General features: G+C 71.3%; 13 protein-coding genes. 3 read left to right on the top strand and 10 right to left on the bottom strand.

All coding sequences use genetic code 11. The annotated features are described in order from the left end of the window. Positions 1-138: 138 nt before the first annotated feature. From lgt to I4Q55_RS46850, 3 genes are read right to left on the bottom strand one after another with little or no spacing between them, the layout of a single operon-like run. Positions 139-1,218: a prolipoprotein diacylglyceryl transferase gene (lgt, locus tag I4Q55_RS46860; RefSeq protein WP_206797350.1), complete on the bottom strand. Its 1,080-nt coding sequence runs from the start codon at positions 1,216-1,218 to the stop codon at positions 139-141. 18 nt (positions 1,219-1,236) lie between these two features. Then, a complete protein-coding gene (locus tag I4Q55_RS46855; protein WP_206797348.1) occupies positions 1,237-2,406 on the bottom strand; it encodes a M20 family metallopeptidase in 1,170 nt (389 codons plus the stop codon). Next, positions 2,403-3,527 carry an amidohydrolase family protein gene (locus I4Q55_RS46850; protein WP_206797346.1) on the bottom strand — a complete coding sequence of 375 codons (1,125 nt, stop codon included), beginning with the start codon at positions 3,525-3,527 and terminating at the stop codon, positions 2,403-2,405. Before I4Q55_RS46850 ends, I4Q55_RS46855 begins: the two co-directional genes overlap by 4 nt. Before the next feature lie 158 nt (positions 3,528-3,685). On the opposite strand from I4Q55_RS46850, the gene I4Q55_RS46845 reads away from it, so the two are divergent. Next, positions 3,686-5,044 carry a glutamine synthetase family protein gene (locus tag I4Q55_RS46845; RefSeq protein ID WP_206797344.1) on the top strand — a complete coding sequence of 453 codons (1,359 nt, stop codon included), beginning with the start codon at positions 3,686-3,688 and terminating at the stop codon, positions 5,042-5,044. Here the strand turns inward: I4Q55_RS46845 and I4Q55_RS46840 are convergent. The 7 genes from I4Q55_RS46840 to I4Q55_RS46810 form a co-directional block, all read right to left on the bottom strand. After that, entirely contained in the window at positions 5,036-5,707 is a 672-nt protein-coding gene (locus I4Q55_RS46840; RefSeq protein ID WP_206797343.1) for a peptidoglycan recognition family protein, read from the bottom strand. The two genes, I4Q55_RS46845 and I4Q55_RS46840, sit on opposite strands and share 9 nt — an antisense overlap. Positions 5,708-5,754: 47 nt before the next feature. Continuing rightward, complete coding sequence (locus I4Q55_RS46835) at positions 5,755-6,327, bottom strand: Uma2 family endonuclease (RefSeq protein ID WP_206797342.1); 573 nt, start codon at positions 6,325-6,327, stop codon at positions 5,755-5,757. A gap of 161 nt (positions 6,328-6,488) precedes the next feature. After that, positions 6,489-7,280, bottom strand: a complete 792-nt coding sequence (trpA, locus tag I4Q55_RS46830) for a tryptophan synthase subunit alpha (RefSeq protein ID WP_206797341.1) — start codon at positions 7,278-7,280, stop codon at positions 6,489-6,491. After that, the gene (gene trpB, locus I4Q55_RS46825; RefSeq protein WP_242547976.1) at positions 7,277-8,533 is read right to left on the bottom strand and encodes a tryptophan synthase subunit beta; all 1,257 of its coding nucleotides are present in this window, start codon (positions 8,531-8,533) and stop codon (positions 7,277-7,279) included. The genes trpA and trpB overlap by 4 nt, the downstream gene beginning before the upstream one ends. After that, positions 8,512-9,321, bottom strand: coding sequence for an indole-3-glycerol phosphate synthase TrpC (gene trpC, locus I4Q55_RS46820; protein WP_206797339.1), 810 nt, complete (start codon positions 9,319-9,321; stop codon positions 8,512-8,514). Before trpC ends, trpB begins: the two co-directional genes overlap by 22 nt. Positions 9,322-9,445: 124 nt before the next feature. After that, a complete protein-coding gene (locus I4Q55_RS46815) occupies positions 9,446-9,973 on the bottom strand; it encodes a Trp biosynthesis-associated membrane protein (protein ID WP_242547975.1) in 528 nt (175 codons plus the stop codon). 64 nt (positions 9,974-10,037) lie between these two features. Further along, positions 10,038-11,597, bottom strand: coding sequence for an anthranilate synthase component I (locus I4Q55_RS46810; protein WP_206797337.1), 1,560 nt, complete (start codon positions 11,595-11,597; stop codon positions 10,038-10,040). Positions 11,598-11,692: 95 nt separating this feature from the next. Between I4Q55_RS46810 and I4Q55_RS46805 the strand changes: the two genes are divergently transcribed. Together I4Q55_RS46805 and I4Q55_RS46800 are read left to right on the top strand one after the other, a co-directional pair. Then, positions 11,693-12,307, top strand: a complete 615-nt coding sequence (locus tag I4Q55_RS46805; RefSeq protein ID WP_206797336.1) for a TetR family transcriptional regulator — start codon at positions 11,693-11,695, stop codon at positions 12,305-12,307. Positions 12,308-12,728: 421 nt separating this feature from the next. Next, positions 12,729-13,562 carry a helix-turn-helix transcriptional regulator gene (locus I4Q55_RS46800; protein ID WP_206797334.1) on the top strand — a complete coding sequence of 278 codons (834 nt, stop codon included), beginning with the start codon at positions 12,729-12,731 and terminating at the stop codon, positions 13,560-13,562.

Below are 13,562 nucleotides of genomic sequence, written 5' to 3'. Positions count from 1 at the left end.
TGCTCACCCAGCACGAACAGAACGTCCGCGACAACGCCCGGCCAGGCCCCGCTTGAGCACTACCACACCCCCTCAACCCGACCTGACCAGCACAAACCACGATGAAACAACCCCATTGGGGCGCTTGAGACTGGCGCTTCAGCTCTTGTCGGTCTTCTTCTGCTCCTCGGCCGAGGTCGAGGTCGAGGACGAGGACGAAGCCGAGGCCGGCGTCTCCGAAGCAGCGGGCTTCTCCGGAGCCGGTGCCTCGGCCGCCACCTTCGCGTGCTCCGGCTCGTCCGCGGAGGCGGAATCCGCGGCCGGTACCGAGGCGTCCGAAGGCGGCGAGTCCGGTGCCGGCCGGGCGTCCTTGCTCACCAGGGTCTCCAGTGCCTCCCGCGGCCCCCGCCGGGCCGCGATCACGAAGTACGCCACCGCGCCCGCGAACAGCAGGATCGACGTCCACACGTTCACCCGCAGGCCGAGGATGTGGTTGGCCGTGTCCGTCCGCATCATCTCGATCCAGCCGCGGCCCGCCGTGTAGCCCGCCACGTACAGCGCGAACGCGCGCCCGTGGCCGAGCTTGAACTTGCGGTCCGCCCACACCACCAGCGCCGCGACCAGCAGGTTCCAGATCAGCTCGTACAGGAACGTCGGGTGGACCGGGCTCTCCGGCAGCGGGATGTGCCCCGTCGCGACGCCGTTCAGCAGGTTGTCCGGGTCCTCCGGGTTGAAGCGCTGGTAGACCTCGAGCCCCCACGGCAGGTCGGTGTGCGCGCCGTACAGCTCCTGGTTGAAGTAGTTGCCGAGGCGCCCGATCGCCTGCGCGACGACGATGCCAGGGGCGACCGCGTCCGCCATCGCCGGCAGCGGGATGCCGCGGCGGCGGCAGGCGATGAGCGCGCCCACCGCGCCGAGGGCGATCGCGCCCCAGATGCCGAGGCCGCCGTCCCAGATCGCGAACGCCTTCCAGGGGTTGCGGCCCTCGGTGAAGTACAGCTCGGGGTCGGTGATCACGTGGTACAACCGGCCACCGACCAGGCCGAACGGCACCGCGAACACCGCGATGTCGATCACCGTGCCCTTGGTGCCGCCGCGGGCCACCCAGCGGCGCTCGCCCCACCAGATCGCCACGATGATGCCGGCGATGATGCACAGGGCGTACGCGCGGAGCGGGATCGGTCCCAGGTGCCAGACACCGCGGTCGGGGCTGGGGATCGTCGCGAGAAAGGCGCTCATCACGCGGCCACCGTAGCGCTAAGGCGCCGGAGCATCCAAGGCGGCCAGGTACCCCGCCACCAGCGCGTGCGCGACCTGGGTGACGGCTTGGTCACGCGGCAGGAACCGTTCGTCGTGCAGGCTCGGCACGCCCGCCGTGTCGCCGAGGCCGACGAACAGCATCAGCCCCCGGGTCGCGCCGCCGCAGTAGTGGGCGAAGTCGTCGGCGCCGAACGACCGGAACCCCTCGTCGACGACGAAGCCGGCGTGCCGCAGCCACCGCTGGGCACCCGCGGCCAGGAAAGCGTCGTTGTCCAGGACCGGCTCGCACGGGCTGATCTCCAGCTCCGCCGTGCAGCCGTGCGCCCGCGCGGTGCCGTGGACGATCTCGGCCAGGGTCTCCAGGGCTCGCTCGCGGTCCTTCGCGCGCATCAACCGCAGGGAGCCGAACGCGCTCGCGCTGTTCGGGACGACGTTGGCCGCCGCGCCGCCCTGGATGCGGCCGATCGAGCAGACCGCGCCGAACACCGGGTCGATCCGGCGGGACGCCAGCTGCTGCAGGCTCACCACCAGCTGGGACAGCGCCAGGATGGGGTCGCGCAGCAGGTGCGGGTAGCCGGCGTGGCCGCCCTGGCCGTGCATCGTGACCTCGAACTCGTCGGTCGAGGCGTTCACCGGGCCCGGCACCGCCGCGACGACGCCGTGCGCGATCCGCGGCTGGACGTGCGCGCCGATCACCGTGTCCACCCCGTGCTCGGCCAGCACTCCGGACTCGACGACGTCGAGCGCGCCGGGCGGCGACGTCTCCTCCCGCGGCTGCAGCAGCGCCAGGACCGGCCGCGGCACGCCGACGCGCTCCGCGGCCCGGCAGACGGCGACCAGCGCGGCGAGGTGGACGTCGTGGCCGCACGCGTGCATCAGGTCGTTCCCGGACGCCCACGGCACGCCGGTGCCCTCCAGCACCGGGAGCGCGTCGAGCTCGGCCCGCAGCGCCACGCCCGGCCCGGCCCCGCCGGGCACCCGGATCGCGCGGCCGGTCTTGGCGACGCGGGTGCCGTCGCCCATGCCGAGCGCGGCGGCCACCAGGCGGGCGGTGTCCTCCTCGTCGCCGGAGCCGCGGGGGTCGGCGTGCACCGCGTGCCGGAGCTCGACGGCGGCGGGCAGTTCGTCGGCGATCGCCTGCGTCCACCGGGTCCACAGATCACTCACACGTGCTCCAAGCGGTAGATCCTCTTCGCGTTCTCGTGTCCCACCAAAGCACACAGCCGGACGGCGTCCTTTTCGGACATCGCGCCGGCGTCGAGCGCGGCACGCGCGAAATCCGACAAACCCTGCCGGAACAGGGCGGTGCCCAGGTGGTACAGCTCGGCCAGCCCGAAGGCGTCGGTGGAGAAGAGGACCTTCCCGAACGGCGCGATCTCCAGGAGCTCGGCCAGCACGGCCGGCGCCCGGAACCCCGCGTTGTGCGTGATGAGCCCGGCGTCGACGAACACGTGCTCGAAGACCTGCGCCAGATACGCGGCATTGCGGTGGAACGGGTAGTTGTGCAGCAGCAGGATCGGCACGCCGCTGCCGCGGGTGGCCCGCAGGAGCCCGGTGAGCAGCAGCGGGTCGCAGCGGCGCAGGTCGACGTCGGCGTCGCCGTAGCCGACGTGGAACTGCACCGGCAGGCCGAGGTCGAGGCCGGTGAACACGAGGTGCCGGTGCAGCACCTCGTCGGCCAGGCGCGGGGTGCCCGACGCGAGCCACCGCCCGGCCGCGGCTTCGACCTCCGGCGCGGACGGCGGCGAACCCCCCAGTTCCAGGCCGACGCGGTAGGCCGCGATCGACTTGAGCCCGACGGCGGTCTCGGCGCGTTTCCCCAGCTCGTCGGCGAAGGCGGTGGCGAACCCGTGTGCCGTGCTGCCGCGGATGACGTACTCGGCCACCTGTTCCAGCCGGACGACGTCGTGCGCGCGCGTGCCCGCCAGCTCGGCGAACCCCGCGGTCGTGGTCAGTTCGCCGGGGAGGAACCCGCCGTCGAGGAGGAAATCGGTCGTGCCGGTGGCCCGCAGGAACCGCCGGGCCACCTCGGCCGCGCCCAGTTCGGCGCGACGCTCGAGGTAGGCCTCGGCCGGGGCGTGCTCCGGCAGGTCGAGCACGGGCGCGCAGCGTGCGCGCACGGCCAGCCCGATGAGCGAGTCGAACAGGCTGGTCCCCAGCGGCGAAGGCGCGTCGGCCTCGGTCAGCATCGCCTCGAAACCGGCGCGGTCGACGTCGCGGGTGACGACGCCGTGGCAGTGGTGGTCGACCAGGGGCAGATCCGCGACGAACGGGAGCAAACTCCTCATGTGCCTCCGTCCACACTCGGCAGCTTCTCTCCCACCCTACGAGCGTAGGCCGGTGCGGACCGGGATCGGCGCAGCCCTGGACGGGTTTCGGCGGAGTCTGACACGATCTCCACCTCATTTCGCAAGCAATCGACTCAGTGGACATCGACGGGGGCAGGATGAGCCGGCTCGATCGGGCAGAACTCGCGCAACAGGGCGCACTCCGGGCCGACGCCCTGCGCGCCGCCGGCGTGGAGCTCGTCGCACTGACCTTCGTGGACAACAGCGGCATCGCGCGGGTGAAGGCCGTCCCGGTGGACCGGCTGTGGTCGGCGGCGGCGTGGGGTGTCGGCGCGTCGAACTCGTTCGACTTCTTCCTGGCCACCGACGAGATCGTCGGCGGCAGGCATTCGCGCGGCCCGGTCGGCGACCTGCGGCTGCACCCGGACCTCGACGCGCTCGTGCCGCTGGCCGCGCAGCCCGGCTGGGCGTGGGCCCCGGCGTGGCGGTACGACCAGGACGGCGAGCCGCACCCGCAGGACGCGCGGGCGCTGGCCGCGACCGCGACGGCCCGGCTCGCGGAGCTGGGCTACAACGCGCGGACGGCGTTCGAGATCGAGTGGGTGATCACGGCGGCGGACGCGCCGGACGACCCGCGCTCGGCCACCGCGGGCCCGGCTTACGGCTACGGGCGGCTGTCTTCGCAGGCGGGCTACCTGCGCAAACTGGTGTCCACCCTGGCCGCCCAGGGTGTCGCGGTGGAACAGATCCACCCGGAGTACGCGGCCGGCCAGTTCGAGGTGTCGGTGGCGGCCGGCGACCCGGTGCGCGCGGCGGACGTCGCGGTGCTGACGCGCGAGACCATCCGGACGGTCAGCGAGCAGTACGGGCTGCGGGCGTCGTTCACGCCGAAGTTCGCCCCGGACGGCGTCGGCAACGGCGGCCACGTCCACCTGAGCCTGTGGGACGGCGACCGCAACCTTTGCGCCGGCGGCGACCGGCGGTTCGGGCTCACCGAGACTGCGGAGGCGTTCGGCGCCGGCATCCTGTCGCGGCTGCCGGCGCTGCTGGCGATCGGCGCGCCGTCGGTAGTCAGCTACCTGCGGCTCGAACCGCACCACTGGGCCGGGGTGTTCCGCGTGTGGGGCCTGGAGAACCGCGAGGCGCCGCTGCGGCTGGTCCAGGGCCCGGCCGGGCAGCGCGACCGGGCGGCGAACTTCGAGGTCAAGTGCTTCGACCTGACGGCGAACCCGTACCTGGTGGTGGCGGGGCTGATCTTCGCGGGCCTGGCCGGGGTGCGGGAGCGCTCGACACTGCCCGAGCCGGTCGACGTCGACCCCGGCACGCTCCCCTCGCCCGAGCGGCTGCCGACGTCGCTGGCCGACGCGGTGACGGCGTTCGAAGCGGACAGCGCGTTGACGTCGGCGTTCGGCGCCGAGCTGGCGGCGACGCTGGTGGACGTCCGCCGCGGCGAGCTCGACCGGCTCGGCGCCCTGCCGCCGGACGAGCTGTGCGCCGTGATGCGGTACCTACATTGACTTGAGTGCCTTGGCGACCTCGCTGCGCAACTGCGGGAGCTTGGCGTAGAGCTTGTCGCCCGGGCATTCGGTGTTGTAGAAGTCGCGGTGGCCCTTGATCTCTTCGACGGGGATGCCGTACTGCCGGCAGATGTAGGCGCAGAAGACGACGAGCGAGGCGAACTGCGCCTCGGGCGGCTCGACGCTGCGGTAGAGGCCCTCGTTTTCGATGCCGATGGCGTTGGTGTTCTGCCCGGGACAGTGCGCGCCCTGGATCATGGTGGTCCGCCCGCGCACCGCGTCGAGGCTGCCGTGCCGCCCTTCGAGCCGGTACCCGCCGCGGCTGACGCTGAAGTGCTGGCCGGAGTCCGACCAGTGGTTGTTGTCGATGTGGTCGTGCTGGACGTCGCGGGCGATCTGGAAGGCCTGCGCGAGGGAGTAGTCGGTGGTGTTGGCGCTGGCCATGTGGTGGATGAGGATCCGGTTCGCGGGGTGGTCGAGCGTGGTGAGCGCGTCGGCCGGCGGCCGCGCGCCCCACTCGGCACAGCCGTAGATCCGCGGCTCGGTGCCCGCGGCTTGAGCGGCTTGGGCGGCTCTCGGGAGGACCAGGCCGGCGGCCCCGGCGACGGCGAGGCCGGCGGCACCGCGGAGGAAGCTGCGCCGCGGGAGGTGTGCGATGTCCATGCGGTGGACTCTCCCGCGGCGCTGTACAGCTTTCGTACAAAAGCCGGTCAGGCGAGGCGGATTGTGGCGTTGAAGGGCCTGGTGATCTCGATATCCGTTTCATCGCTCTTGGCGATGGGGTTGTACTCGTCGCCTTGGAGTTCGAAGAGGGTCGCCGTGGCCGGCTCGCCGGATTCGACCAGGAGGTAGTACGGGATCAGGGCTTCGGCGTAGAGAGCCCGCTTGAGGACCCGGTCCCGCACCTTGCTCGAGGGTGAGACGATTTCCACCACGAGCACGACTTGCTTCTCGGTGACGCTGACGCCCCTCAGCCCCGGCTCGTCGATCACTACCAGATCCGGTATGACCAGGCGGTCACCGCGATTACCCAGTACGACATTCGCGCCCGGGAACACTTCGAACCTCTGCTCCGCCCCTGTGCTGAGCTGCACCGTGAGTACGCGAACCAATCGCTGGTGCTCCAGACTCGGCCACGGGCTCACGAGGAGAGCTCCGTCCACGAGTTCGATCCGCTGCAGAGAGGTCTGAGCCTCGGGCAGGGCGAGAACTTCGTCGACCGTCCAGCCATCCGGTCGCGGCGGGATGGAGAACTCCGTTCCGGGCTCAGTCGGTGCTGCCATCGCGCTTCACCTCCGTCCCGGTGCGTCGCCGTGGGTCTGTCCCAGTGTGACATGTCCGCTCGATCCCCTCGTTGCCGATCATCACACGAGGAGTATGCAGACCACCACCGACAGTTCTGATCGGGCGATGGGTGTCACGCAGGTGTGACACCCACTCCGGGTCACGCAGGCGTGACCGCCCGGCGCACGCCTTCGGCCAGCTCCGCCGACAGCGCGTGCACTCCCGAAGTGCCCTCGGCCGCCGCCGTGACCAGGGCCGAGCCCACGATCACCGCGTCCGCGAACGATGCCACCTCGGCCGCCTGGTCGCCCGAACGCACGCCCAGGCCCACGCCGATCGGCAGCGAAGTGTGCGCTCGCGTGCGCCGCACCAGCTCCTCGGCTCCCGCGCCGACCTGGTCGCGCGCGCCCGTCACGCCCATCACCGCGGTCGCGTAGATGAAGCCCGACGACGACGCCGCCGTCAACGCCAGCCGCTCCTCCGACGACGACGGGGCCACCAGGAACGTCCGGTCCAAGCCGTGCGTCTCCGATGCCGCCATCCAAGAAGAAGCCTCGTCCGGGATCAGGTCCGGCGTGATCAGGCCGAGCCCGCCCGCCGCCGCCAGATCACGCGCGAAGCGGTCCACGCCGTAGCGGTTGACCGGGTTCCAGTACGTCATCACGACCGCACGCCCGCCGCGCGCCGACACCGACTCGACCACCTCGAACACGTGCTTGAGGCGGAAGCCGTTGTCCAGCGCCGTCACCGAGGCGGCCTGGATCGTCGGGCCGTCCATCACCGGGTCCGAATACGGGATCCCGACCTCGATCAGGTCCGCGCCGCCGTCGACGCAGGCCGCGATCAGGTCCTTCGACCCGTCGACCGTGGGGAACCCGGCCGGGAGGTAGCCGACCAGCGCGGCACGCCCTTCGGCGCGCGTCGTGGCGAAGAGGTCGTCCAGCCCGCTCATTCGTTCACCAGTCCGAACCACTTGGCCGCCGTGTCCATGTCCTTGTCGCCGCGACCGGAGAGGTTCACGACGATCAGCCCGTCCGGACCCAGCTCGCGGCCCAGCACCAGCGCGCCGGCCAGCGCGTGCGCCGACTCGATCGCCGGAATGATGCCCTCGGTGCGGGACAGCAGCTTGAACGCGTCCATCGCCTCGGCGTCGGTGACCGGCCGGTACTCGGCGCGGCCGGTGTCCTTCAGCCACGCGTGCTCCGGGCCGACGCCCGGGTAGTCCAGGCCGGCCGAGATCGAGTGCGACTCGACCGTCTGGCCGTCCTCGTCCTGCAGCAGGTACGTCATCGCGCCGTGCAGGTTGCCCGGGGTGCCCTTCGTCAGGGTCGCCCCGTGCCGGTTGCCCTCGATGCCCTCGCCGCCCGGCTCCAGGCCGACCAGCCGCACCGACGGGTCGTCGTAGAAGCCCGAGAAGATGCCGATGGCGTTCGACCCGCCGCCGACGCAGGCCGCGACGACGTCCGGCAGGCGTCCCGCCTGCTCCAGGATCTGTTCCCGGGCCTCGGTGCCGATGACGTGGTGGAAGTTGCGCACCATCGCCGGGAACGGCGCCGGGCCGGCCGCCGTGCCGAAGAGGTAGTGCGTGGTGCCGGCGTTGGTGACCCAGTCGCGCAGCGCCTCGTTGATCGCGTCCTTCAGCGTCCGCGACCCGGTCTTGACCGGGATCACCTCGGCGCCCAGCAGCCGCATGCGGGCCACGTTCAGCGCCTGGCGCTCGGTGTCGACCTCGCCCATGTAGACGACGCAGTCGAGGTCGAGCAGCGCGCACGCGGTGGCCGTCGCGACGCCGTGCTGGCCCGCGCCGGTCTCGGCGATGACGCGCTTCTTGCCCATCCGCTTGGTGAGCAGTGCCTGGCCCAGCACGTTGTTGATCTTGTGCGAGCCGGTGTGGTTGAGGTCCTCGCGCTTGAGGAACACCCGCGCGCCGCCAGCGTGCTCGCCGAAGCGCTTGGCCTCGGTGAGCAGCGACGGGCGGCCCGCGTACTCGCGCAGGAGGCGGTTGAACTCGTTCAGGAACTCCGGGTCGTGGCGGGCCTTGTCGTACTCGGTGGCGACCTCGTCGACGACGCCGATCAGCGCCTCCGGCATGAACCGCCCGCCGTACGGGCCGTAGTAGCCGCGCTCGTCAGGGTCGTGCGCGCCGACTTCGTGAGGCCGTTCGACGGCACCGTGCTCGCTCGTCACCGCGACGGCCTCGGGCAGGCGGGGTGGGAGCCGGCGGTGACCAGCTTGACCAGGGCACCCTTCGGGTCTCCAGACGCGACGAGCCCCTCGCCGACCAGCACCGCGTCGGCGCCGTGACCGGCGTACGACATCAGGTCGCCCGGGCCGCGGACACCGGATTCGGCGACCTTGTAGACGTCCATCGGCAGGCCGGGGGCCAGCCGCGAGAAGACGTCCCGGTCGACCTCGAGGGTGTGCAGGTTGCGCGCGTTGACGCCGATGACCTTGGCGCCCGCCTCGAGGGCCCGGTCGGCCTCCTCGGCGTTGTGGATCTCCACCAGCGCGGTCATGCCGAGCGATTCGACGCGGTCGAGCAGCGCGACGAGCGCGTTCTGCTCCAGCGCGGCGACGATCAGCAGCACCATGTCGGCGCCGTGCAGGCGGGCCTCGTGCACCTGGTAGGGACTGACGATGAAGTCCTTGCGCAGGATGGGGATGTCCACCGCGGCGCGGACCGCGTCGAGGTCGGCCAGCGAGCCGCCGAAGCGGCGTTGCTCGGTGAGCACGCTGATCACGCGCGCCCCGCCGGCTTCGTAGTCCTTCGCCAGCGCGGCCGGGTCGGGGATGTCGGCCAGCTCACCCTTCGACGGGCTGCGCCGCTTGACCTCGGCGATGACGCCGATGCCGGACTCGCGCAGGGCGGCCATCACGTCGCGCGGCGCCGGGGCGGCGGCCGCGCGGATCTTCAGCTCGTCGAACGGCAACGCGGCTTCCCGCACGGCGAGATCTTCCCGCACGCCGGCGACGATGTCTTCGAGCACGCTCACCGGGCGCCCCCACGAGGGCGCGTGCTCACGGATTCACTCGCAAGGTCGCTCACAAAAACCTTCCCCTTCCCGCCGAAACGATGCTAACCCCCGCATCCGAGACGCCGGGTTCCGGGTGTGCGCGTTACTCCGAATGCCTGCCCCGGACGTCGGTCGGATCTTCCCCTTCGGACAGGGCTTCCCACAGCTCCGCGTCGGGGTCACGGACCTTTTTCCGGGTGGCCGGAGCCGCGTACTTCGCCCCGAGCCGGGTGGCCCGGCCCGCGCCCTTGACGGCTGCCAACCCGCCGGCGGCGACGAGAATTCCCGCGACCACGGCGAGCCCGCGGCCCAGCAGCATCTCCGCCACCGGCAGCCCGTCGGCGTAGCCGGAGAACCGGACCCCGGCGACGCCGAGCCAGACCGCCGCCGCCCCGGCCAGCGCCAGCACGACGCCGAGGGCGCGCCGCGCCCAGCCGCCGGTGGCCACCAGCCCGGCCACGCCGGCCAGGGCCAGCAGCGCCAGCGGCACGAGCGCGGTGGCCCGCTGCTCGCCGGTCTCGCGGTACAGGAGGGTCCCGCGCACGCCACCGTCGCGGAACTCCGCGAACCAGGTCAGCCGTGACGCACCCCACAGTGCCAGCGCGCCCAGCAGGAGCGCGGTCACCATCATCCACAGTGGACGCTTCGGCGCCGCCGGTGCCGTGTCCACGGCCCCGGACGGCGCGCCCGGTGTGTCAGACATGCGCGGCGTCCGCGGCCGAGTCGAGCGCACCCGCCGCCACCATCGTCTGCGCCGCGGCCACGGCCGAAAGCACGGTCCGCGCCTTGTTCAGCGATTCGGTGTCCTCGTAGTCCGGCACCGAGTCGGCGACCACCCCGCCCCCGGCCTGGACGTGCGCGATGCCGTCCTTGACCAGCGCGGTGCGGATGGCGATCGCGGTGTCGGCGTCGCCGGCGAAGTCGAGGTAGCCGACGACCCCGCCGTACAGCGCGCGGCGGACCGGCTCCAGTTCCTCGATCAGCTCCATCGCGCGGACCTTCGGCGCGCCGGACAGCGTCCCGGCCGGGAAGCACGCGGTGACCGCGTCGAACGCCGTCTTGCCCTCGGCCAGCTCGCCGGTGACCGTGGACACGATGTGCATGACGTGGCTGTAGCGCTCGATCTGGAAGAAGTCGACGACGCGCACGGTGCCCGGCTTGCAGACCTTGCCGAGGTCGTTGCGGCCGAGGTCGACGAGCATCAGGTGCTCGGCGCGCTCCTTCTCGTCGGCCAGCAGGTCCTTGGCCAGCTGCGCGTCCTCTTCGGGGTCGGCGCCCCGCCAGCGGGTGCCCGCGATCGGGTGCGTGGTCGCGCGGCCGTCCCGCACGGTGACGAGGGATTCGGGGCTGGAGCCGACGATGTCGAAGCCCTCCAGCCGCAGCAGGTACATGTACGGGCTCGGGTTGGACGTGCGCAGCACGCGGTAGATGTCGATCGCGTCGGCCGCGGTCGGGATCTCGAATCGTTGCGAGGGCACGATCTGGAACGCTTCGCCGGCCTTGATCGCCTCGACGGCCTTCTCGACGGCCGCGTGGAAGTCCTCCTTCGACCGCTTCCGGGTGAATTCCGGCGCGGGCCGGTCGAACGCGGCGACGGTGGCGGGCGCGGCCACCTGCAGCTGCGCGGTCATCGCGGAGAGGCGCGCGACGGCGTCGTCGTAGGCCGCGTCCACGCGCTCGGGCGAGTCGTCCCAGTTGACGGCGTTCGCGATGAGCGTGACCATGCCCTCGTGGTGGTCGAAGGCCGCGAGGTCGGTGGCCAGGAGCATGGTCAGCTCGGGGACGTCGAGGTCGCGCTCGGCCAGCTCCGGCAGCTTTTCCAGCCAGCGCACGGCGTCGTAGCCGATGTAGCCGACCATGCCGCCGGTCAGCGGGGGCAGCCCGGGCAGCGGCTCGGTGTGCAGGGCTTCGATGGTCTCGCGCAGGACGTTCAGCGGGTTGCCCTCGCTGGGCAGGCCGACCGGCGGGGTGCCGGTCCAGATCGCCTGGCCGTCGCGGACGGTGAGCGCGGCCGGGCTGCGGACGCCGATGAACGACCAGCGGGTCCAGGACGCGCCGTTTTCGGCGGACTCGAAGAGGAACGTGCCGGGCCGGTCGGCGGCGAGCTTGCGGTACACCCCGATCGGCGTCTCGCCGTCGGCGAGGACCCGGCGCACGACCGGGATCACGCGGCGGTTCTCGGCGAGGACGCGGAAGTCCTCGCGGGACGGGCTGACCGTGCCGGGACCGGTCGAACCGGCGGATGCGCTGACCATGGCCCTCATTGTGCCGGTCCTTGGACAACCAGCGACGGTGGGTGTCAAATTCAACGCCCTTTGAATTTTACCGGCCGGTGAGTCATGATGGTGCCGTGAGCACCACCGACAACACCGAGCCTACGGCCCGCCGCCGCGGCCGGCGGCCCGCGGGCCAGGACACCCGCACGGCGCTGGTCGAAGCCGCGCGGGCCGTGTTCGCCGAAACCGGTTACGACGGCGCGACCGTGCGCGCGATCGCCACGCGCGCCGGCGTCGACGCGGCCATGGTCAACCACTGGTTCGGCAGCAAGGAGGGCCTGTTCGCCCAGGCGGTCCTCGAGCTGCCGTTCGACCCCATGGAGCTGCAGAAGGCCCTGCGCAACGGCCCCGACGACGAGCTGGGCGAACGGATCATCCGCACGTTCATCACCCGCTGGGACAGCGCGGGCGGCGCCGTGTTCGTGGCGCTCATCCGCAGCATCACCGGCCACGAGCAGGCCGGCCACGTGCTGCGCGACTTCTTCCAGCGGTTCTTCAGCGCGCTGATCGACTCGCTCGGCTCGGACCGCATCCCGCTGCGGATGAACCTGTGCGCGACCCAGATGGTGGGCCTGGGCATGGTCCGGTACGTGGCGAAGTTCGAGCCGCTCACCACCGAGGACGTCGAGGTCCTGGTGCGCGCGATCGCGCCGAACCTGCAGCGCTACCTCCCCGGCGACATCGGCTGACCCCAAGGGGGCGTTGGTTGCGTCCGACGCACCCAATGTGGCGTTCGGTGCGTCAGACGCACCGAACGCCACATTGGGGTGCTGGGGACCGCGAGCCGGGAGCCGGTCGGGCCGTTCGGGACGAGGACGACCATGTGCCGCACGGAAATCACCTCGCGGGGTCCGGCCGCCGGGAGAGCGAACCACACCCACCGCCGTTTGACGAAACCGCCGAAGGGATCCATCGGCCGAGCTCGGAAGCCTTCAGCGGCGCCGATGCCGCGAGAAAAGGCACAGCGCCGCAAGGCAACCGGACGGCCGCGCCGAGCGTGCAAGTGAGCAGGCAATCGTCACCCGGATGCTGGATGAAATAGCGGCAGATCGTGATTCGTGGACACCATTCGCACAATCGGGGAATCGACGGTATTCGTACTATCCCCGCATGAAGCCAACGTCTTCGGGACCCGCCGCGAGAACTCTCGCCGCCTCGCTGCGCGAAGAACGCGAAGCGCGCAAAATCGGTTTGCGGGCGCTCGCCGACAAACTGGGCATCCTCCCCCAGTTGCTGTCGGTGTGGGAGAAAGGCCATCGCCTGCCGAGCGTCGAAGACGTGTCGGCGATCCTGGCGCTGCTGGGTGTCACCGGAGAAAAGCGTGACCGGATCCGGGCGCTCGCCCGGCACGCCCGCGAACCCAATTGGCTCGCGTCGGGCAACACCGATCTCCCTTTCGCGCTCACCACGAGATTGGATCTCGAACGGACCGCCACCGCCATCACGACGTGGTCACCGCTGATCGTGCCCGGATTGCTGCAGACCCCCGACTACATCCGGTCGATCATGGACAATTCCGCGGTGCCGATCGAACAGGCCGACAGGCAGTTGCGCGTCAGGCTGGCCCGGCAGGCGATTCTCACCCGCTACGAACCGATCCGCTTCACCGCGTTGCTCGGCGAACGGGCGCTCCAGGAGAACTTCGGCACCGCCGGGGTCATGTCCGACCAGATCGATCACCTGGTGGCGATGTCCGAGCGCCGGAACATCAGCCTGCGCGTCGTTCCGGCCGGAATCGGCTACCACCCCGGGCTGATCGGGCCGTTCGAAATCTACGAGTTCCCCGGCTCGCCACCGATCGCTTCTGTCGAACACGTCTGCTCGACGGCTTTCCTGCACGAGGACACCCAGATTTCCGGGCACCAGAAAGTGGCCAAGCTCCTGCACAAGGCAGCGCTGAGCGAAGAGGATTCCCAGGCTCTGCTGCGGGAGGCCGCCCGCTGA

It is taken from the genome of Amycolatopsis sp. MtRt-6, from assembly GCF_017308975.1.
Lineage (GTDB): Bacteria > Actinomycetota > Actinomycetes > Mycobacteriales > Pseudonocardiaceae > Amycolatopsis.
Note: the sequence above shows the minus strand (reverse complement) of the source record. Positions and strands in the feature narration are given on the sequence as shown.

What these genes read in the sequence shown, in the direction of transcription:
- I4Q55_RS46810 (WP_206797337.1), bottom strand. Translation starts at nt 11,597, where the DNA reads ATGGTCAGCGCATCCGCCGGTTCGACCGGTCCCGGCACGGTCAGCCCG.
- I4Q55_RS46845 (WP_206797344.1), top strand. Translation starts at nt 3,686, where the DNA reads ATGAGCCGGCTCGATCGGGCAGAACTCGCGCAACAGGGCGCACTCCGG.
- I4Q55_RS46815 (WP_242547975.1), bottom strand. Translation starts at nt 9,973, where the DNA reads ATGATGGTGACCGCGCTCCTGCTGGGCGCGCTGGCACTGTGGGGTGCG.
- trpA (WP_206797341.1), bottom strand. Translation starts at nt 7,280, where the DNA reads ATGAGCGGGCTGGACGACCTCTTCGCCACGACGCGCGCCGAAGGGCGT.
- lgt (WP_206797350.1), bottom strand. Translation starts at nt 1,218, where the DNA reads ATGAGCGCCTTTCTCGCGACGATCCCCAGCCCCGACCGCGGTGTCTGG.
- I4Q55_RS46800 (WP_206797334.1), top strand. Translation starts at nt 12,729, where the DNA reads ATGAAGCCAACGTCTTCGGGACCCGCCGCGAGAACTCTCGCCGCCTCG.
- I4Q55_RS46835 (WP_206797342.1), bottom strand. Translation starts at nt 6,327, where the DNA reads ATGGCAGCACCGACTGAGCCCGGAACGGAGTTCTCCATCCCGCCGCGA.
- I4Q55_RS46840 (WP_206797343.1), bottom strand. Translation starts at nt 5,707, where the DNA reads ATGGACATCGCACACCTCCCGCGGCGCAGCTTCCTCCGCGGTGCCGCC.
- I4Q55_RS46850 (WP_206797346.1), bottom strand. Translation starts at nt 3,527, where the DNA reads ATGAGGAGTTTGCTCCCGTTCGTCGCGGATCTGCCCCTGGTCGACCAC.